We start from the raw sequence: 24,885 nt of genomic DNA on the forward strand, positions 1-24,885 counted from the left end.
AGAAAAAGGAGTACTATAATATGAACAAATTACAACGAAAGCTTGCCCTACTCATGGCAACTACATCGTTTACTTTAAATATTCCAGCATATTCTATGGAGTTTGATAACTTTTTAGATGATAGCTTGGGTATATTTGAAGAAATGATAGAACAAGAAGAATTGTTGGATGAAATATTTTATCCATATGGAGATGCAGACGTTTTTGATGAAAGTTTTGACAGTAGTTTCGACGATAGTTTCGGCGATAGTTTTGACGATGTCTTTATAGATGAAACTATGAATAGTTACGAAGATTTCTTTGAACAAGAAGAGAAAGAAATAGAAGAAAATATTGAAGACTTTGAATTCGATGAAGAATCAACAGAAGAAAACGGTGGCATTGCGACAATGGTGCCAGACAGTTTTAAAGTTTCGGAGGATTCCCCCGATGAGTTTGCTATTAATTCGTTAACAGAAATATATGTAGACGGTCAACGGGTTGATGTAAGCGCGACTTACCCATATACAGCAGTTAGCACGAAAAAGACTATATATGCAGGAGAAGAATACATACTTCCAACAGTATCGCTTGATCCAGACGCATCGTTGCCTTTGTTTTCAAGAATTACTGAAAATGGAAAAGATATACAGGAAGAAGAGGGTGTATTAGCAATAAGCTCGAGCCGTGATGCCTTTACAAGGCTTAGAGCCGCTGAAGAGGAAATTACATATACGGTATCATACTATGCAAATGAAGGCGATTCTCAAGCAGTATACGAAGTGAATGTTATAACTAGTCCAAGTCTTGGGGTTCTAATAACAGATGGAAAATTCAAGGGTCAAATGATTACAACAGATACAACTCTGGATACTACATTGGGTGCGGGTGATATAAAAAGCAGCCACTTTATGATTACAGCTACAGAAGTGACGAACCCTGTTCCAGAGGTTAAGAAAGTTGGTGACTCAAATTGGAGTGGCACAATTGATAATATAGAAGATGCGGTGGGGCAATATACAATCACATATAAATATATAGATCCTGCGAATACAGAGACATTAGTGATCACAGTAAATGTTACTTCACTAGAAAAGGGCGAACTGATTATTAATCTGAGTGACACTAATCCTTCTTCAATCGCTCTTAAGAATATCGATCAATATAAGTGGCCATATCCAAGTTTTGATTATGGTGATAATGCTTTGAATCATGATAGTCCAGGGATTACTTATGAAGTGACAGTAGAGAAAAAAGGCGCTTTGATGATAACCACTTTACCGTCAGGACCTGCTCCAGGTAATAGTGCTGCTGCCATAGATGCTATAAAAGCTGGCGGTGCCGGGGATTACACATTCACCTATACCGCATCATACACAGATCCAGATACAACTGAAGTTGTCGACGCAAAACCGGTTACTCGCGATCTTAAGGTAACAGCAGATGGTGAAAAACCTGTGTTGGATAAAAATTCTATTTCTGCTGACTATACATCGAATATAGGAGACACGTTTCCTATTCCTCAGATTATCGCAACCGATGTTGATGGGGATGAGCTTGTAATTAAATATACAATTGAATCTGCAGAAGTAGCTGGCTTTGAATCACCAGGAGAGTTAGATTTAAAAACCGATAGCACGTTCTCTTTTCTGCTACCCGGAAAATATACTATCACTTATGTAGCACATGAAACTAGAGAAGGCGGAATGACTAGTGATCCAGTTGTGATCAACTTGACAGTGACAGCGATAGGCGCACCAACTCTGGATGTGATCAAATATCTCGAAGAAGTATCATACATGAGTGAAGCAGAATATGATATCTCTAGTACCGCACTATCAATTTTAGTAGATTCGAAACCAATTGCAAGCGATGCTGAAGGAATAGTAATTTCCTATACCAATGCTGCGGGAGAAGATATTGAGAAGATCGATACTACGACACCTGGTGAATACATGTTGGTAGTTAATTATACGAATGACAAAAACATTCCAGCGGCGCCGGTGAAAAAACCTGTTACTGTATCAGAAAATCAGCCACCAACGTTTGACGAGTATTCAGAGACTCCAAAATCCCCGTTCGCAGGAATCGCATATACTGTTCCAGCGCTAACAGCTGTGGACCCAGAAATGGTGGGTCACTCTCAGGCAGCCACATATCCTGTGGAAATCAAATATACGGTTGTAGAAGGAGGCGCTGCGCCAGACTTTACTAACGCAAAAGCTTTGACGGACCCATACACGTTTGCAGAAGCTGGAACGTATAAAATCGCATATCAAGCCACAGACTCGACTACACTTACGGCTTCCTCAACTAAGGAAATTTCTATAGAAGTTATCGAAAATGTTATGCCTAAAATTACCATTTCTCATGGCGCAGTAAGCTATAATGGCGACTTCAACCTCGATCAAACTTTTGGAGATACGGCAGACTCTCTAAACAGCTTGACTGCATCCGCAAAGGACGGAGAGGTTAATATTGATGCGTCAAAAATAACCTTGACGATTACGCAAACTATTAATGACGTCGGAGAAGCTGTGAATGAGGACATAGCTGATTTTGATGCGCTCATGAAAAAAGTAGGAACTTATACCGCAACTTGGTCGGTCGCAGATGTGGAAGACCCTAGCAAAAGCGCAACGCTAACAGCGACGATTAAAGTGATTGATGACAAGAAACCAGAAATTACTTATGACGGAGAGCTAAATCAAGTGATTGAATTTGGCGGGTCATTTGATCTAAGCGCGCTTACTGTTACTGCGACTGATAATTATGATGGGGACCTAACACCTACTCGAACGGTGACAATGGGTGACCCACCAGTGGAAGTGCCAAGTGAGACTACTACTCTTAATCAGCCAGGGACGTATACTATTACTTATACTGCAGTAGACAAGTCGAAAAATGAAGCGACGCTGGAAATTAATGTATTGATAAAAGAGGACCCTGAGGGTAATGCACCTAAATTTTCAATAATTCTTAATGAAGGAGCAGAGAGCGAAAAAACTTTTACTGCCGATGGGCAAATCAACATGATCGCCGGAGAAGCTGCACCTAAATTGAAGGGCACATATACCACCAAAAATAATACAGTACCACAAGACGTTACTGCTAAAATAACCGATTCTACCGATGCCGAAGTAACCGATCCTGACACAGCGTTGAAAAATCCTGGCACTTATAAATATACGTATGAAGTACAATACGAGACAAGCGAGGAGCCACCTCAGACCAAAACTTCTTCTGTGGTGATAACCGTCGTGGTTGCGGAAAACGAGATGCCTATAGTTAGTGCAACATACAAGGGAGCAATACTCCAGACTCCAATTGAAATAAATATGGGAGATGCTGCGCCAGAAATTACTCTTAGCGCAACAGACGATGGAAAAGATGTAGATTTAACAGTGAACGCACCTACTATTTCTATAACAAAAGATGGAGCAGACTTTACAGGAGGAATCGACACTATTCCTAACGCGGCGGGTGAGTACATTATCACTTATTCTGTTGCAGATAGTATAGACAGTACAAAAAGCGGTACGTTACTTGTGACAGTAAAAGTTAATGGTGCACCAGTGATACACTATGATGGGGCAGCAGCAGGCGAAACGGTAGACGAATCCATTGCTCAAAACGGCGAATTAACAAAGTCGATCACAGCAGTCGACGCAGAAAATGATCCTATAACTTGGTCATTTGCTATCGAGGGCGAAGGCACATATACAACTCAAGCAGATCTGAACACTAAAATTAAGACACTTGCAGCTGGGGTTTATAAAATTGTTGTAACCGCAACAGACAATGCAGGTCTTGCAGATAAATTTACGATCAACCTCACTATTGCCACGAATGTGGCACCAGAAATTTTTTATAATGGAATATCGACTGATGCAACCGAAACTATCGAAGTGGGCGGAACGTTAAAGGATATTACTACTAGTGAAGATGTTGCAAAGCTGACTTTCAAAATCGGCGAAGAGGCAGCAGTTGATTATGATAAATCAGTATTTGATAACGCAATCAAGGCGTTGCCTGTTGGTACGCATACAATCGTGATCGTAGCGACTGATGCGACTGATTCAACTTTAACCGATACTTTAACGATTACTTTAACTGTAGCTGCTGCGAATGTGGCACCAGTAATTTCTTATGATGGAGCAGATGCTGGAGATACAAAAGCGCTTTCGATTACAGCGGGCGGAACTTTAGCGGCGATTACTACTAATGAGACTGATGCAAAGTTGACTTATTCTATAGACGGAGCTCCAGCTGTACCTCATACACCAACAGAATTTGATAACGCGATCAAGGCGTTGACTGCTGGTGAGTATACGATCGTGATTACAGCGACTGATGCGCTTGAGCCAACTTTAACCGATACTTTAACGATTACTTTAACTGTAACTGCTGCGAATGTGGCACCAGTAATTTCTTATGATGGAGCAGATGCTGGAGATACAAAAACGCTTTCGATTACAGCGGGCGGAACTTTAGCGGCGATTACTACTAATGAGACTGATGCAAAGCTGACTTTCAAAATCGGCGAAGAGGCAGCTGTACCTCATACACCAACAGAATTTGATAACGCGATCAAGGCGTTGTCTGCTGGTGAGTATACAATCGTGATTACAGCGACTGATGCGACTGAGCCAACTTTAACCGATACTTTAACGATTACTTTAACTGTAGCTGCCGCGAATGTGGCACCAGTAATTTCTTATGATGGAGCAGATGCTGGAGATACAAAAACGCTTTCGATTACAGCGGGCGGAACTTTAGCGGCGATTACTACTAATGAGACTGATGCAAAGCTGACTTTCAAAATCGGCGAAGAGGCAGCTGTACCTCATACACCAACAGAATTTGATAACGCGATCAAGGCGTTGACTGCTGGTACGCATACAATCGTGATCGTAGCGACTGATGCGATTGAGCCAACTTTAACCGATACTTTAACGATTACTTTAACTGTAACTGCTGCGGCTGGTCCAGAATTTAAAGATGGCGGGGTAACAAAAACTGTTCAGGAAACTAAATTGAATGCAACTGTTATAAAGGAAGCCGATTTGGCCGCGTTGCTATCTGATTCAACGGCTACAATTTCGAATTTTGCGCAAAAAGCTGCGTATGGATTAAATCCGGTATTTAATAGCGAAAGAGTAAATGTGATAGCAACTACTTTTACAGCAACAAATGCGGGCGGCATTGCTAGCGATTTAACTTATACTCAGTACACTGTTGTAGATCAGGAAGCGCCATCGTTTGGAATATTTAATTCATCGTCTAGAGATGCGATAGTTCATAGCCCTAAGGGTCGTACATTCTTCCCATTTGCTGTAACCGATAAAAAAGATGGAGTGATGATAGATCAAACTAGTAGAACTTTAATAGACCCTACTGGAAATACTACAGGAGCATATACAGGACCAATACTTTCGACAGAGGCCAAGGCGAATGCATATGGCATTCACAAATACGTATATGAAGTAACAGATAGCGATACCAATTCTACAACCGCGACATTTTATGGTGTTATACATCCAAATAAAACTCAATATGAAGCAGGTCCGTCGATAACTGTAGACACTCTTGCACCTGAATATAAGACCAACAATATAGATCTGGAAGTTCCGAAAAAAACGATAGAGCAATACGCACCTTATGTACCTGCTGTAGAAATCGCAGATGGAAGCACGTTGGAGATTACGATACTGAAATCTGATCCTATTACCGCTGGCTGGGAAGTGACTGTAGTAGAAGACAAAGTCACCACTGTAGATGCGGTGAAAGCAATAGCAGAAACGGCTGGGGAATATGAAGTTGTATATATGGCAAAAAGTGGTAACGACGCAGGGGTATATGCTCAACAGATAACAGTAACTCCGGGCGAGAATACTGCGCCAGTTTTGACCGTAACAAATGGAGAAAGTAATTATACTTCAAATACAGTAACAACTGTTATGCTAAACGAGCCGGCACCAACTCTTAGCGCAACGGCGACGGATAACGGAATCGATGTTACTGTGGCAGACCCTGTTGTAAAAAAAGGAGAAACCGTTTTACCTGGTGGGCTGGCTGATATCAATACGGCAGAAGTTGGAGAATATACTGTGACCTATGTTGTTGCGGACGGATTTGATTCTAGCCTCGATAAAACTATTGTAGTAACGATTAAAGTGATAGAATCGTTTGCGGGAGTTGACTTTATACGAGATGGCAATGCCGCAAATCAAGATGCCGGGATCGCATTATCTAAGGGCGACACATATACTGCACCAGAAGTGAAGGCTGTAGTTGACGGTGCAGCAGGAGAGGTATTAACTCCGGTAATAGTTCGATTGACTGGAAAAGGTAATCAGACAGAGGTGGATTCAAGTAAACATGGATCATACTCGCTGACGTATACACACCCAGGAGACGCTTCAAAAACTCTCGAGATTATAGTGGTAATCATGCCAGATGCAACTAATGAGAAGCCACACTTTGAGGCAAATGAAAAAGCCTGGGATACGATAGGGTTCTCGGACAAAGCTACCAGTGTTTCACCAGGAATAACTGCCTTAGATGCAAAAGACGGAGATTTGTTCACGTTTAAGCCAGCAGAGGGAACAGGAGTATATATGACTGTATCGAAAGCTGGGGAGGAAATTGTTGCTCGCCGACATATCTACAAGGGAGCTAGTGGTCTTGCAGTTACGTTTAATAAAGGACCTGGTGCGTATGAGATAAATTATGAACTGCTAGATTCTGATAGCAATGCGGCAAGTTTGAATTATACGTTTGTGGCATCGCCGATAGCTAAAGATAAAGATACCGTCGTGATTCCTGGAACTCCGATATTTACTGTAGATGGTAGAGCGATTTCGACATGGCCACTAAAAGACACCACTGTACCGAGAGTTGATTTGGCGCAACATCAGCCGTATGCACAGACTATTACAATAACAGAAGGAGCAGACCCGGCGGCAGTAGTTGGTAGAGTATTTAAGCTGAATGGCGCTAATAATGTGGATAACGTATCGCCAACCGATATCGATTATAAAGCGTTAAATGTTGAAGAGCCTGGAAGGTATTTCGTAATTCTCACCGCAGAGTCCGCTGGAGGACAGGGTGGCGTATACGCAGAACTGGTGACAGTAACGGCAAATGAAAAGCCTGTTATTACACCGCCAACCGAGACAGAGCTTACTACAACTGTAGGAGCAGTAATCACCTTACCAAATGTAAACGCGGAAGATCCTGAGGATGGCCCTCTAACAGCTACTTCTACGATTTACGATGCCGATAATGCGATAGTTGCCGACGTTGCAAAGATGGTGGAAAAAGCTGGAATATACACCGTAAAATATATTGCAACTGACAGTGCGGGAGGTGTATCTGACCCAGTTGAAGTTACTGTTACAGTAACAGATCCTGCAAACGAAGCGCCGGTATTGGCTTTGAAAAATCCTGAAGATGCCAATGTAACTGCCACTGTAGGTGCAGTAGACTTTGCGTTACCAGAATTGAATGCAACAGACAAAGAGGACGATGCGGCAAGCAAACCGATTTCTGTAACTCATACAATCAAAGACTCCACGGATGCAACTATAGAAGATGTTGCGACAATGCTATCGAAAGCTGGAGTTTATAAAGTAACATTTGTCGCGACCGACTCCGAGGGAGTTAAATCGAATGAAGTTGTAGTTACTGTAACTGTGGCAGAAGCGGTAGATACCGAAAAGCCTGTGATTACGTTTACATTTAGCGGATACAAGTATGGCAAAGAAGAAACACCAGGAGCTCCTCAGACATTTAGTAGCGCTAATCCGTATCCTGACGGGGAAACTATGTTTACGATGGCTGAGAACATGACTCAAGGAGATATTATTACTGTTGTAACAAACGTCACAGACAATATCTCAGAAGATGTTCAACTAGAATGGAAGGCGTACGAGAATAAAATTGCTGAACCTCCGATGGCTCTTGAAAATTTGGAAGATATCACCAAAAAGAAAGGCAATTACTTTGTAACTTTCACAGCAACTGATGAGGCCGGAAATACTGCAGAAATGATTGTTAAGCTAACTGTGAAAGAATACATTCCGGTGGAGTTTGTCTATAACGGGCAATCGTATAAAGAAGTTAAAAATGATATAGAGCACAAATTGAAGGTAGGAGAGTCATACGCACCGACGATCGAAATTATTGAGGATTCACTAAACAACTTTACGTATTCTGTAGCTAAGGTAGGTGGCGGTGAGATTTTGGCACCTACTACCGAAAAGAGCGACATTGCAAAGGCGATTGCTGATATCAACACTGCGTTGGGAACTCCAGTATTGGGAGATAAGTTTACTGTGAAATTTGTAACAAAAGCGTACAATGTGCCAGACCAAACTTTTGATATAGCATTGGAATATGTGGCGGCTGATGTGGATACAACTGTACCGCAAATTACTGTAAATGATGGAACTACTGCTCATACCAAAGACTTTGAGGTAGAGCTGGAAGTAGGAGAGACTATTCCAACGTTTACGGCAACAGCGATGGATGAAACAACTGATGTTACCGCTGATATCAAAACTGCTGTGACGAAGAACGGCGAAGCATTTACAGAAGGAGTGGAAGGAATTACCAGTGCCGAAGAAGCGACGTATGTGATCACTTATACTGTAAGCGATGGAACTAATACGGGCACGCTAAAAGCGACGATTACTATTATACCTAAGAATGTGGCACCAGAAATTTCTTATGGCGGAGTACCAACTGATGAAACCACTGTAGTGATCGCAGAGGGCGGAACTATAATGGCGATTACTACTAATGAGAATAATGCAAAGCTGACTTATTCTATAGACGGAGCTCCAGCTTTACCTCACACACAAACAGAATTTGATAACGCAATCAAGGCGTTGCCTGTTGGTAAGTATACGATCGTGATTACAGCGACTGATGCGCTTGATTCAACTTTAACCAATACTTTAACGATTAATTTGATTGTAACTGCCGCGAATGTGGCACCAGAAATTTCTTATGATGGAGTATCGACTGATGCAATAACCGAAACTATCGAAGCGGGCGGAACGTTAAAGGCGATTACTACTAATGAGACTGATGCAAAGTTGACTTATTCTATAGACGGAGCTCCAGCTTTACCTCATACACCAGCAGAATTTGATAACGCAATCAAGAAGTTGACTGCTGGTGAGCATACAATCGTGATTACAGCGACTGATGCGACTGAGCCAACTTTAACCGATACTTTAACGATTACTTTAACTGTAACCGCCGCGAATGTGGCACCAGAAATTTCTTATGATGGAGTATCGACTGATGCAATAACCGAAACTATCGAAGTGGGCGGAACGTTAAAGGCGATTACTACTAATGAGACTGATGCAAAGCTGACTTATTCTATAGACGGAGCTCCAGCTGTACCTCATACACCAGCAGAATTTGATAACGCAATCAAGGCGTTGCCTATTGGTCCGCATACGGTCGTGATTACAGCAGCTGATGCGACTGATTCAACTTTAACCGATACTTTAACGATTACTTTAACTGTAACCGCCGCGAACACTGCGCCAAAAATCACTCCGTTAGGTCAAGATAAATATACAGTACTTCTCAATGACGAATTATTTGTATTTCCAACTCCTATCGTAACTGATAAAGAAGACGATGCTGCAAATAAAGAGGTTGCCGTGACTCACGCAATTACAGATTCTGGCAATAATCCGATAGCTAGTCTTGCTGAGATGATTGCAGTGGCGGGCGTATATACTGTCGCTTATACAGCAACTGACTCTGCTGGTGCGACATCGGCTCCATATACAATTACTGTTGAGGTAGTTGCGGAAATGGCTGGTGCGATATTCTTTAATCCGGGAGAGCCTATGTATGAAATAGAGTCTGGTTCGGAATTTACTATACCAGATGTCACTGCGGTTGATGGGTATTTACAAAAGCCGCTTGAGGTGAAAAGAACAATCTTAAACAAGACCAATTCTATTATACGCGAAGATGCGCTCACCGATATTTCCGGAACATATAGAATAATTTATAGTGCGACATCTGCGTCTGGTGTACCGGGAACTTATACGATTACGGTGAACGTTACTGATGCGACAGCACCGGTGATTTGGTATAACGGAACTGAACAAGCAAATCAGGCGTTGATCGAATTGACCGGGGAGAAGGCTTTGACCAAGGGATCGGTATATGCACCAGAAATTATCGTAACTGATGCGAATACTCCTGTACCTGCGATTAGATTTGATATATATCCAGGATTAATTGCTCCGGGCACGCCATCCGGAAGTTTGCCACCAAAATTTAAGGTAGATGGAAAGGAAATCGATATTTCGGAAATTCCAAATCAAGTAGCGGGCAATTACACTGTTATTTACTCCGCTAATGACGCTATCAATTGGAGATCTATTTATATTCAGATTGAAGTTAAAGATGGGACTCCAGAAGCGGTAGAAAACGCGCCGATCATTACGATTAAAGATAAGAACGGCATTGTTAGAAGCGAGGACGAAGATGCTGGAGGTACGACGCCTTATAACCACGAAGTCGCGATGAATACCACTGTAGAAGAATTCCAGAAATTGGTACAATACTCTGCTACCAAATCAGATGCAGCAACACCGCTGGAGGTTATAGTTTCCAATATTACGCATGATAACAATACGCAATTTTCAACTATAGAGCAATTCTTAAATGTGCCAGGGTATTACACCGTTACTCTACAAGCTAAAGATGGTGACAAGGCGACGGTAAGACGCATTAGTATTAGAATTGTGGATACCAGTGTTCCGGTAATTAGTTATAAAGGAGAAGCAATACCAAATAAAGGGGCGCTTGATATTACGTTAAACCCAACAGAGAGATTTAATGCCGCCGATATTTCAATAACAGACAACTCGCTAAATGCTGGTGGATCGGGAGTTCATATTACGCCTCCGGGTGGTACCGAATCGGCATTGATTAAGTTTAACGACAAAACTGCGGGTACAGGATTTGTAGATTCGCTAAATAAAGTTGGAGAGACCGTAGGAAAGTATAAGCTACGATTTGTGGCAAAAGATTGGCAGCCAGGTAATGCTCTGGGAGTTGACAAAAATGCAGAAGTGACCATCAATGTAGACGCGTTGGCAGTGGCACCAGGCGCGGATACCGAAAAACCAGTGATCGCGGCTCCGGCTAATGCTAAAATTGAGGTGAATAAGGGCGATGAGTTTGAGATGCCTCCAGTGCCAGCTGTAACTGATAATAGCACAGACAGATTAACGGTTATAACTACGATTTATGATGTGACAGGATTGGAAACTGCGGAGATTGCCGAGTTGATGGCAATTGTTTTGACGGACGAAAATAAAATTGCGCTTGAAGAGGAAGGCGTGATTGTTGATGCGGTCGATACATCTAAACTTAACGAGTACAAGATTCGTTATGATGCGGTAGACCGAGCAGGAAATAGAGCAGACCAGCAATCAGTGGCTGTTACAGTTGTAGAGAGCGAACCAGATACCGTATTTCCGAGTATCGACTTTACTGCAGGCGAATTTAGTCTGAACGCTCAAAGTGCGACTCCTACTACTGGCGCGTTTGAAATGACGGCTATGACTGCACCAGAGGTGTCGATTACTGTTACTGATAAGGCTACTATTGTGCCTACTGTTACGCTTGCTGGTGTAGCAATTACGGGGGCAACGGCTGCCGATATCGCGACGGCTCTAAAAGCTGAGCTTAATAAGTTGGCAGCGGCGGACACTGCGTATGTAATTGATATTAAAGCTTTTGATGGAACCAACGAAACGCAGATGATTATTAATGTAACTGTGAAAGCGGCAGTGGTGGTGGGTGCTCCAACATTTGCTAATGGCGAACTCGAGAAAGAGGATATCCATTTGAACTCTATCGCTCCAGACGCTCCGTCGATAGAGGCAGCAGATCTGGCGGCCACTCTAAAGAGCATGCTTGATACTCAATTCGCAGAGGACCCGGACGTAACTGTTACTCCTGGAAAAGTTACGTGGGGATATAGCAATAAATTTTTAAATAACAAAGTTAATGTAGTACGCATTCCGTTTACGGCAACATTAGATGGAAAAGTAAATGATCTAGTTTATACACGCACATTGGCACTAGATCAGGAGGAGCCTGCGTTCTATATATTCAACACGACTGCAAAGGATAATATTTTGCCGATAGTAAAAGGTCAGGAATGGTATCCGTTTGCAGCAGCAGATAAGAAAGATGGAAGCTTAATTCCTGCTACCACAAGAACGCTAACCGGCCCTGATGGCGAAGTTATTGGCACTTACACAGGCTATAAAGATTCTGCAACTGAAGCAAAAGTTGATCAGTTTGGTTTGTATCAGCATAGACATGAGATAACAGATAGCGATGGGCATACAGAAGATGCGACGTTCTTTGGCATTGCGGTGCCGAAGAACGATGATCCAAATAAATTGGAGATTACTGTGGATGGCAAAACTCCGACATATACTACTCCAGATAAGCTAACTGTGGAGACGAGGACGCTTGCGCAATATACGCCATTCATGCCTGAGGTGGTATATCCGTTTGTGAATAGTTCGGTTCAGACTATCGTGCTATCTACAACACCAGTAGGTCCAAATAGAGATGTAGAAGTAGTGACATTGAATGGTTCGATCGACGATGTTAAAACTGTTGCAAGGACCGCAGGAATCTTTACTATCGCATATATGGCTATTGACAATACTGACCCTACAAAAGCGGGGACATATATCGAGGAAATAACAGTAACTGCGGGTGAGAATACTGCGCCAGTGTTAACTGTAACCGATGAAACTAATTCTTATACCGAAGATTTTGAGTTGACATTTAAAATGTTAGACATCTTACCGCTTATTCAAGCAACGGCAACAGACGAAGGAGTCGATATTAATGCATCTGGTCCTACAGTTAAGAAAGTGGGCGACAATGCTTGGACCGGAACTGTCGAGGATATAACAAATGCGGCAGGAACTTATACTTTAACCTTTGTTGCGGAAGATACTTTCGATTCTACATTAAATAAGACTATTGTAGGGACCATAAATGTAGTTACTGATGGACCAAAATTCGCAGATGGCTCGACTTTAAAGGAAGAAATTACCACCGACTTAGCTGCAGCGGCTCCAACTGAAGACTATATCAAAACTTTACTGGACGATACGAGTGCACAGATCTCTGATTGGAAACAATCGGCTTCACACGGAAGTATTCCTGTATCCAAAGCTAGAGTAAACGTAATAACAACTACTTTTACGGCAACAAACGCTAAGGGCGCTCAGGCTTTGACGCATATTCACACTACTGCCCATGATCAAGCAGAGCCGTCCTTCGGAATCAACAACGTGGCAACAAAAGATATTATTACAATCAGTACCAAGGGTCGAGCATTTTTCCCATTTGCGGCAACCGATAGAGAAGATGGAAGCTTGATCAGCAAAACGCAACGTACGCTTATTAACCCTGCAGGCGAAACTCAGGCAACATTTGTGGGAGCAACTGGCGCCGATGATGACACAGGCAAGGCAGCGACATTTGGATTGCACCAGTATGTATATGAAGTTTCAGATAAAGATAGCAATGCGATTAAATCTACAGTGTATGTATTTACGACTCCTAACAAAGCACAACAAGCAGAAAATCCAAGCATTACAGTAGATGGCGCCGAAGCTGCATATACAAATACTGAAGGCACCAAGATGGAGTTTAAAGCTGTAGAAACAACGAAAGGTAAAGCGTATACGCCGAATGTTGTTATTCCACCAGATGCTACATTAAAAATAGCAATATTAAAATCTGCAGGAGAAAAAGAGACACTCGATGTAACAATGATAAACGGCGATGCGACAATCGACGATGTGAAGGCGCTTGCAAATGAAGAGGGCATATATACGATTGGATATATGGCAGTGGATAACGCCAATCCAGAAAAAGCGGGAATGTTCTTACAGACGCTAACTGTGGCTCCAGCGGCGAACGCACCAGTGATTACTGTACCAGATATATTAGAATACGATGTCGCTCAGGGCGGAAAATTTGATATACCTGAATTGAAAGCTACCGATGTGGAAGACGGCGAAGTTACTGCAACATACAAAGTGAGCGTCAACGGAACTGAGACTGCTTTTGATACAGCTGCAGAAGTGGGGACTGTGTTTACGTTTACTTATACTGCAACAGACTCGGAGAACAATGTGTCCGAACCGGTTGTTATTACGGTAACCATCACAGAGGCAGTTGCCGAAGGAATTACATTTACGATTCCACCAGATGCGAAGCTTGAGTTTGACGTTGGCGAGGAGTTTGTGATTCCGGCTATTGTCGCAACAGATGAAAACGGAGTGAAATTAGATACGACGTATTCCATTATTAGAAGACCGGGCGGATTCCTTAATACTGATAACGCGTGGACAGAAGCCACCGTGACTAGCTTGAGTGGTACGTATTCTGTAATATTCTTAGCAAGGGACGCATATGGAAATGAAGCGACAAAGGATGTTCAAATTAAAGTAGTGGATGAGATCCCGCCGGTTATATATTACAACGGCGTAGATGCGGGAGATACGCAAACGCTAAATCTTAAGAAAAATGAAGCTTTGATTGTTAATGTAACTATGGTCGAGAACGCTGCAATGGCAAAACTTACCAGAATTGTTACGGATGAATCAAATACTATTATTAAGGATAACAAATTCCCTGACATTACAAAAACACCGGGAACGTATAAAGCTGTTTATACTGCAACAGACGGAGTTGCAACAGACAAATTGACGATGACAATTGTAGTTTCAGAAGAAGCGGTAGATGCGACAGGGCTTCCGGTGATTACTGTAACAGATGAGCGAACTGGAAATTCGGTAGTAGCCGGAAAGCAAGTATTTAGGTTAATGACCGATACCCCAGAAACTCTGGATATTACTCACACAACAGATATCGAGGCAGATCTTCAAGTGGATTATACCGCGAGCATTGCCAACTTATCTCAAACTGTACCGCTAGAGGATATATTTAAAACTCCGGCTTATTACACAACAACTGTTAAAGCAACCAACAAGAATGACCCAACCAAATCATCTATGTTTATGTATACTACCGTTATTCAAGATAATCAAAAACCAGTATTTTATTTTGAAGACGTATTGCAAGATGATTTAGCCGAGGCTACTATCGAGCATGTAGTGGAGACGACCGGAACTCTCGCACCAAACGTCGTACCGTATGATAATTCATTGCGAGCAGGAAAGGCGCCAGTGAAGATTGTGAGCACTATCGCTGGAGTTGAGACCCAAGTACTTCCGCATAAAGATGCCAGTGGAAATGATTTAGTGCTTGCTGCAACACAACAGCCATATCAAGTAGATGACACAGGAGCTTCGACAAACAAACTTTATACCGATACTCAAATATGGGATATGGTTAAAGCGTTGGGTACGCAAGAAGGTACGCATAAGTTATCGTATTACGCATCTCAATGGCAAGGTTATTTACATGCAACTAGAGGCGACTATGCCGAGTTTTTCCTAACTGTAAATGTTGTCGCAACTCCAGATGAGATAGCTCCGGTTATAGCTGATCCAGACCCGCTTAAATATGAAGTGGCTCAAGGGGGGGCATTCACTATGCCGCCAGTTCCTAGCGCAACTGATGATAGAGACGACGTAGTTACTGTTAACGTGGCGGTTATGGACCCAGATAACAAAATTAGTACTACTGTTGATACAAACAAAGTAGGCACGCATCGAATTATTTACTCCGCAAAAGATATTGCTGGAAATAAGGCCGAACCGAAAGAAGTAGAAGTAGTGGTTAAGGCTGTAGCGGATGACGAAAAGCCTGTGATTACGTTTACATTTAGCGGATACAAGTATGGCAAAGAGGAAACACCAGGAGAGCCTCAGACATTTAGTAGCGCTAATCCGTATCCTGACGGGGAAACTATGTTTACGATGTTTGAGAGCATGACTCAAGGAGATATTATTACGGTTACAACAAACGTCACAGACAATATCTCAAAAGATGTTGAACTGACCTGGGAAGTACGCGAGAATAAAATTACTGAACCTGTGATTACTCTTGAAAAATTGGAAGATATCACCAAAAAGAAAGGCAATTACTTTGTAACTTTCACCGCAACTGATGATGCCGGAAATACTGCAGAAATGATTGTTAAGCTAACTGTGAAAGAATATGTTCCTGTAAAATTCGTATATAATGGAAAGACGTATAACGAGGTTACGAATGAAATAGAGCACAAGTTGAATGTAGGAATGCCATACGCACCGACGATCGAAATTATTGAAGATTCACTAAACCAATTTACGTATTCTGCCACTAAGGTAGGCGGCGGTGAGATTTTGACACCTGCTACTGGAAAGATGACTGACCTTCCAAAGGCGATCACTGACATCAACACTGCGTTGGGAGCTCCAGCAGTTGGAGATAAGTTTACTGTGAAATTTGTAACAAAGGCATACAATGTGCCAGACCAAACTTTTAATATAGCATTGGAATATGTGGCGGCTGGTGTGGATACAACTGTACCTCAAATAGCAGTAAACGATGGAACCACTGAGCATACTGACGACTTTACTGTGAAAGTGAAGAAAGACGGCGCAATTCCAACTCTTACGGCAACAGCTATGGACGGCACAGATAATGTTACTGCGGATATCAAAACTACTGTGACGAAGAACGGCGAAGCATTTACAGCTGGAGTAGCAGGAATCACTAGTGCGGAAGAAGCAACTTATGTAATAACTTATACTGTAAGCGATGGAACCAACAACGATACGTTGAACGTAACAATACATGTGGATGCCACGGGGCCGGTGATTACGTTTAAAGCAGAAGGACTGAAGCAAGGGGCTGGCAATGCGGCGACGTCGTTTGAATTTATATCAAATAAATTGGGAGAGAAGCCGAGTGCGGTATTTAATTTGGCAGACACATTCCCGTATACCATTACCGCAAAAGATGAAGTGGACGGAGCTGTAACTTATAAGTATGAAGTACACGATGAGAGAGGCGTTACCAAATTTGAGGATATGATGGCCGTTATGAATAAGGCAGGAAACTACCGAGTTACGATAACTTCAACAGACGAAGTTGGCAACGAAACTTCTATGGCAGTGATGTTGTATTCGCAAGAATTTGAGAAGGCAGAAGTTTCCTACGGTGGAGCGGCGATGGCAGCGGGAGATACTAAGAGCGTAACGATCGCGCCTGCAGATGTGGGTGCGTACAATCCAACTTTATCTGTATCGGATGGAGCTTTGAGATGGGCAAAATATTCGATAACTAAAAATGGTACAGAGATAACTCCGGTAACGACGATGCCACAAGCAACTGTTGGGGATGAAATAGTCGCAAATACAACCGACGCAGTAGCGGCAATCAAAGCTGCAGTAGCGGGAGCAAAAAATGGGGATCAAATTGTAGTGAATTTAGAAGTTGTGGACTGGTTCTTATATACTGATAAAGCACCTGCAAAATACACGATCAACATTTCGATAGGTACAGAAGTAGATCTAACTAAACCAACGATAGCTATTAACGAGAATACTGCCGACTACATGATCTACAAGTATAAAGGTCAGGGATTAACTCAGGGGGTTGTTGCCACCGACAATGTGGATGGCGATTTAACAGCAGATAAATTTAAGGGAGAAGACGCCGGAATCTATAGAAATGTTAAGATTAATGGCGAAGCACTAGCAGAAGAGAAAGTATCGAAAGCAGATTTGGCGGCTAAGTATAACTACGATGAAGTTGGTGTTTATGAATTTGGATATACCGCAAAGGACAGCTCCGCAAATGAGGCAACAATTAACACACTAGCAATCGTTAGCCCTGCAGCAGGGGACAGCGCGCCTGCAATCACTGTGGGTGGCAAAACTCCGACGTATCCGATTACAAAAGCTGTAGCGCTTCCAGAGGTAGAAGCTGGAAAAGTGTTCACGCCACCTGCAATAGAAACTACCGGGTTGTTGAAGATATATGTGATAAAAAATAACGAAGTGATTAATTATAACATCACAAATACAGAGTTAGGCGACCTTGCCAAAACAGCAGGAGAATACACGATTGTGTATACGGCAAAAGACGCAACGGGAACAGCGATGTATGTACATTCATTAAAAGTAACCGGAGACGTTTTACCGCCGATAGATCCGATTCCTCCAACAACCGATAAAGAAGCTCCGACTGTCAACTTTACAGATTATAAAGGAACAATCGTGACGAATGTCAACCAAAATCAGACAGTACAAGTGGGTGGAGCGGTATCATTACCACAAGGATATAAAGCAACAGACAAAGTGGATGGAAACGTACCGGTAAAAGTGAAAGCGACACGAGAGTATAATGGCTTAACAATGCCATATTTAGGAGAACTCAAAAATATTTCGAAATACATGGGCAACTACGAAATAGTTTATAGCGCGGTGGATAAGGCAGGAAACGAAGCTGTTCCGAAAGTGATCACCATTGCAGTTATCGATACGCTAGCTCCGCAATTTGGATATACCGGAGAGACAGAATTTGAAACAGAAGCGGGATCAGATTTCATAGTTCCTGATATCACAACAGCAACAGATAATAAAGATGGTACAGTTAAAGTAGTCAGAACGATTACCAAAAATGGTAGTGCCTACAACGGAGATTTCGAAGAGATCACCAAAACTGCTGGAAAATATGTAATAACGCATAACGCAGTGGACTCTGTGGGTAATATCGCGCCACCGCTAGTTCTAACGATAGACGTAAAAGCTGCAGTGGTTCCGGTTACAGATACGACGCCACCAGTAATTACAGTAAACGATTCTAAAGGAGGAAAAACGCTTTCGTCAACAACGAACGCATGGACGACAACGCCAGTAGGAACTCCAAATAAGCCAGCGGAAATGTCGCCTGGAATTAGCGGAAGTGATGGCAAAATGTATTATCCTCCTGTTGCGAAAAATAATGTAGCGCGAAATTTCTTTGAAAACTTAGATTTAGAATTTGCGGCGGTGGATGAAAAAGACGGCGAAGTGGAAGTGAAATTTGCGGGGATATCAAACTGGGGCTGGAACAGTACTGGAGGAAAATATACTGCAACTCCTAGAACCCTCGATACCATTATGAACTTCTCAGGAACGTATAGTCTTTATTATACAGCGACCGACGAGGCCGGCAATGTGGCCATGATAGAAATCATACTGGCGGTTAACGATAACGTTGCTCCGGCAATTTACTATAACGAACGATTAACCAATGAAGGAGAGATTGTAGAACTTAGTCATTTTGTAGGTGATAAATTGGATATTACAGTTAGAGCTATGGACCCATTAGGCGGATTGAGAACAGACAAAGACGACAGCGACCCGGCTTGGAATGGTAACGACGGATTTAGAACGACAATTACGAAAAACGGCGAAGCATTTGGACTCGGAGTAAATGGCATTACGAGAGAACCGGGCACTTATTTAATTACGTACCAAGCGCAAGACTGGTACCAAATGACAACATTCTTTGTACGCATAGCAGTAGAAGAGAAGTTACCAGAAGCAAATGGCGACTTTACAAACAAGATTGCGGTAAACAATAAATTAATGAAAGCATTAGCAAACGAATTCTATTTGGGATCTACACCAGAAAAGCATATGAACGATGACGGATTTGTAGATGGAGACAAAATAAAGGCACAATTTAACGAAATGGACAAAGAATTGAGCTTGCCTGGATATGGCATCAAAGAAGTTGAAGGATTAAATGCACTAACAAATACAGGTGAATATATTTTCGAAGGTCTAACAGTTTTGGATCTAGCATTTAATGAGCTACGCAATATTACAGAATTTGATAGCGTAGCGGACACAGTTTCGGAGCTATATATCAACGACAACAATATACAAGTACTAGATTTATCAGCGTATACGTCATTACTAAGACCTGGGAAAACACCTAAGATAGATATATCAAACAACCCGATTACGGTAATTAACTGGCCAGACGTGGCATCATCAAGAAGTGCGGTGAGTGCAATATCGGGAGAACCGGAAAATTTTGGAATTGTAATCGATACTTTGGATCTATCAGGAACTAACATCGGCGAGACGGTATCATATGCAAGAACAACAAGCATGGCGCCATTGACACGCGAAGATGTTGTACCAACTTTTATAGCAACTGGACTAGAAAACTTGATCTTAGCAAATATGGAATATCTAAATACATTAGCAGGACTATATCGATTCGAAAATTTGAAAGCAATAACGATCGATGCGAAACTACTGTTAAATGATGCAAATGTCGAGATGCTTGCAGCGGTGGAAGGTTTGGATATTACTGTCGTGAATATAGCGGACTTAGATGAGGTAGATATTGAGAAAGTAAATGATATAATCGATCAATTGGCATCAGGCGAGGCGCGTAATCGATTCTCAAAAGGTACGGATACTGAAAACACGGCAATTGCGAAGAAAACTTTTATTAACACAGCTTGGAGTAACATTAAAAATTGGTTCAAATCTTAATTAACAGACTGACTTCTTCTTCGGGAGAAGTCTTTTTTTTATGTGCAAAGAGCTAGTACCGCTGCAAAGCTTTGGCTAAAAGGTGCTGTAAGTGTAAAACATGGCAAAATGGTATTGACTAATGGGGTTTATTAAATTATACTTAACACAGTTAGTGATAAACAGGGTTAGCTAAAGGAGGAAAACTATGGCTACAGAACAAGAAATTGCACACGTACATAAACTCATGCATGAGAATCATCCGAAAGTAGTTTTTGATAAAATGAAAAGTGATTCTGAGGGTGCCTTCGCGGTGTTGAGATTTTTAAATAGATCGGGAGGAAACGTCAGATCCAAAGACATCAGCCAGGTGTTGCACGTTAGCACGGCGAGAATGACGGTTATCTTGCGAAAGTTATATGATAAAAAGTTGATCACCAAGGTGCAAAATGTAAAGGACGGCCGATCTAGCTTGATTGCATTAACCGATGAAGGCCGAAACACGATAAATAAGTTGCATCAGCAAATGGACCAAACGATAGGCAAAATAATCGATGAAGTTGGTATGGCAGAGGTGGAGAAAGTCTTTTATGTTTTGGGCAGAATGCGAGAGCTAAATCAAGAGCAAGAGCAAGAGATTTTGAATGTTTGCACTGCTTCTGATAAAGCATAAAATTATAAATGGAGGGAAATCATGCAAAAAATTTTAAAGGAATTGAGACCAAAGGATTGGGGATTTATAGCGATTGTATTTGTCCTGACGTGCGTTCAGATTTGGTTAGACCTAAAAATTCCAGAGTACATGTCTGGGATCACGATGTTGGTTCAAACCGAGGGAAGCGCCATGGGGGAGATTTTGCTCACGGGATTATTAATGCTACTATGCTCGTTTGGGGGCCTGATACTTGCAGTGGCCGTTTCCGTTGTCGCATCATACATATCTGCAACGTTTTCGTTTAATGTACGCGGGAAAATTTTTAATAAGGTTATGTCCTTTTCGATGAAGGAAATCAATGAATTCTCAGCAGCGAGTCTTATAACCAGAACTACTAACGACATTACGCAAGTTCAGATGCTTATTGTAATGGGTATGCAAGCTCTTATCCGTGCGCCGCTTATGGCTGGGTGGGCTATATACAAGATTGCGGGGAACAATACGGTTTGGACAGTTGCGACTGTTGTTGCGGTATTTATACTATTGCTTATAGTAGGAAAATGTATTCAGCTTGCGGTACCAAAGTTTACACAATTACAGGAGCTTACCGATGGGATCAACCGCGTAACGAAAGAAAACATCGATGGGCTTAGCGTAATTAGAGCGTATAACGCCGAAAGCCATCAGCAAGCAAAATTTAAAATTGCCAACGATAAATTAACAGACGTAAATATTTATACAACAAGAGTGATGTCAATATTGAAGCCAACAGTTCAAGGGACTAGTAACTTTTTGGTATTGGCGATATATTTCTTAGGAGCGGTGATGATCAATGCTGCAATGGGGATGGATAAAATGGTTCTGTTTTCTGACATGGTAGTATTTTCCTCTTACGCAGTACAAGTGATAATGTCGTTTATGATGCTGGTAATGGTCTTTATGATGTTACCGAGAGCGAGCGTTTCTGCCAAGAGGATAGCGGAGGTTTTAAATACAGATGCGTCGATAGTTTCTGGAACTGTGGAAGAAGGAGAAAAAGATAAAGAGGGCGAGATCGAGTTTAAAAACGTAAGCTTTCAGTATGGCAACGGGCAAGACTACGTGCTAAAAGATATCAGTTTTACAGCAAAGGCGGGAGAAACGGTTGCGTTTATTGGCTCTACTGGTTGTGGAAAAAGCACGCTAGTCAATTTGGTGCCAAGATTTTACGATGTTAGCGACGGGGAAGTTTTGGTAAATGGGGTTGATGTACGCAACTATCAGAAGACGGCATTAAATAATTTGATTGGATATGTATCGCAAAAGGCAATACTGTTTTCGGGAACCATTTCTGAAAATGTCAGCTATGGGGGTGAATTTGATCAAGATGCATTAGCAGATGCGGTAGAAATAGCACAAGCAAAAGATTTTGTGGCGGCCCTCGAAGATGCGCACAACGGTAGAGTATCGCAAGGTGGCTCAAATTTCTCTGGTGGGCAAAAGCAAAGACTGTCAATCGCACGTGCAATATATAAGAAACCACCGATTCTGATTTTTGACGACTCATTTAGCGCACTAGACTATAAGACGGATCGCGTCCTTAGAAATGCATTAGAGCAAACGTGCAAAGGTGCGACCAGGCTAATTGTTGGGCAGCGAATTGGCACAATCCGAGACTGCGATAAAATTATCGTTTTAGACGATGGAGCGATCGCTGGAATGGGCACACATTCCCAGCTTTTGGAAACTTGCGAAGTATATAAGCAAATAGCGCTATCACAGTTGTCAGAGGAGGAATTAGCATGAAAAAAGAGGAGTATGAATTTGGAGCATATAAGAATCAAGGCGGTGGCGGGGTTCCCGGCCCAGGCGGTGGCGGCGGAAAAGGCCCCGGAAGAGGATTTTCACATGGAGAAAAGCCCAAAAATTTTAAAGCAATCACAATAAAAATACTCGATTATATGAGTTCGTATAAATGGATATTGCTCATTGCGATAGGCTTCTCATTTATCGCATCTGTCTTTACGGTGTTTGGGCCGCAAGTTCTCTCGAGAGTTACGGATGCCATCTCAGAAGGGATGAATACCACGATAGACATGGGAAAAATCTTGGGCTTATGCGGTTCACTTGCACTGATTTATGTGATAAATTACGTATTGTCGGTCTGGCAAGGATTTATGCTAGCAGACACGATGCAGAGAGCGGCACAAAACTTACGCAAGGACATTGCAGCGAAAATAAATAAACTACCGATGAAATATTTTTATAAGACAACCAAGGGCGATGTATTATCGAGGGTAACCAACGATGTCGATACAATAGGGCGTTCGCTCTCCCATTCAATTGGATCATTTATAAGTGCAGTAACGCTATTTGTGGGGGCAATCATAATGATGGTGCTGACAAATATACTGTTAGCGATAGTGGCGATCTTATCGGCAACAATCGGTTTTGTATTCATGAAAAAAGTAATGAAGATGTCGCAACAACATTTTAGAAATCAACAAAAAACTTTGGGGATGCTAAACGGACATATCGAAGAAATGTTCGCAGGACACACAGTCGTAAGAGCATACAATGGCGAGACAGAAGCAGTGAGAATATTTGATGAATATAACACCACTTTAAAAACAACAGCGTTTACGGCGCAAGCACTTTCGGGGTTGATGATGCCGGTAATGGGATTTATTGGAAACTTTGGATACGTATGCGTATGTGTAACAGGAGCGCTTATGGCGTCAGCGGACATGATAAGTTTTGGAGTAATAGTAGCCTTTATGCTATACATAAGATTATTTACGCAACCGCTAAATCAGATGGCCCAGTCGATGCAAAACCTTCAATCGGGGGCAGCGGCGGCAGAGAGGGTATTTGCCTTTTTGGAAGAGGAGGAGTTAGAAAAGGAAACAGATAAAACAGCGACCGTGGAAGAGCAAGCACAAGGCGAAGTAGAATTTAGAAATGTAGAATTTGGTTACCTACCAGAAAAGACAATCATCCACGACTTTAGCTTTACCGCAAAGCCGGGGAAAAAAATAGCAATAGTAGGGCCAACTGGTGCCGGCAAAACGACGATTGTAAATTTGCTAATGAGATTTTATGAAATAAACAAAGGCGAAATTCTCATCGATGGTATAAGCATCCAGGATTTGAAGCGAGAAGATGTGCATTCGCAATTTTGTATGGTGCTTCAAGACACATGGCTGTTTGAGGGAACTTTGAGAGAAAACTTAGTCTATACAACAGAAGGAGTAACAGAAGAAGATCTAAAAAAAGCAATCAAAGCGGTAGGGCTATATCACTTTGTTAAAACGCTACCGCAAGGTTATAACACAATCTTAAACGACCACATCAACCTATCAGAGGGACAAAAGCAGCAAATCACAATAGCAAGAGCGATACTAGCCGACCGAAAGATGTTGATATTAGATGAGGCGACATCGTCAGTGGATACAAGAACGGAGCAAATAATTCAATCGGCGATGGACGAATTGATGAAGGGGCGCACCAGCTTTGTAATAGCGCATAGGCTTTCGACAATAAAGAATGCAGATACAATATTGGTGGTAAAAGATGGAGATATAATAGAGCAAGGGAATCACGAAGAGCTTTTAATGCAAAACGGTTTCTATGCAGATCTATATAATTCGCAATTCGATAAGACAGCATAAAAAAATAACGACGAGACTTCTTAGGGGGGTCTCGTTTTTGTTGGAGTAAAAAAGACCCCTAACTGGAGAGGTCTCAAAA

4 protein-coding genes are annotated in these 24,885 nt (G+C 42.0%); all 4 read left to right on the top strand.

Translation table 11 applies throughout. From position 1 onward, the window contains the following. The first annotated feature begins 20 nt into the window (after positions 1-20). The 4 genes from PCY70_RS00115 to PCY70_RS00130 all read left to right on the top strand — a co-directional run bounded on the left by PCY70_RS00115 (position 21) and on the right by PCY70_RS00130 (position 24,806). On the top strand, positions 21-20,522 hold the full coding sequence (locus PCY70_RS00115) for a hypothetical protein (RefSeq protein ID WP_305767960.1): 20,502 nt from the start codon (positions 21-23) through the stop codon (positions 20,520-20,522). 187 nt (positions 20,523-20,709) lie between these two features. Further along, positions 20,710-21,174 (top strand): MarR family winged helix-turn-helix transcriptional regulator, encoded by a 465-nt coding sequence (locus tag PCY70_RS00120; RefSeq protein ID WP_305767961.1) that lies wholly within the window; start codon positions 20,710-20,712, stop codon positions 21,172-21,174. Between the two features lie 21 nt (positions 21,175-21,195). Further along, on the top strand, positions 21,196-22,941 hold the full coding sequence (locus PCY70_RS00125) for an ABC transporter ATP-binding protein (RefSeq protein WP_305767962.1): 1,746 nt from the start codon (positions 21,196-21,198) through the stop codon (positions 22,939-22,941). Further along, positions 22,938-24,806: an ABC transporter ATP-binding protein gene (locus tag PCY70_RS00130; protein WP_305767963.1), complete on the top strand. Its 1,869-nt coding sequence runs from the start codon at positions 22,938-22,940 to the stop codon at positions 24,804-24,806. The genes PCY70_RS00125 and PCY70_RS00130 overlap by 4 nt, the downstream gene beginning before the upstream one ends. The last annotated feature ends 79 nt before the right edge of the window (positions 24,807-24,885 follow it).

Source organism: Candidatus Epulonipiscium viviparus, assembly GCF_030708075.1.
Classification (GTDB): domain Bacteria; phylum Bacillota; class Clostridia; order Lachnospirales; family Cellulosilyticaceae; genus Epulonipiscioides; species Epulonipiscioides viviparus.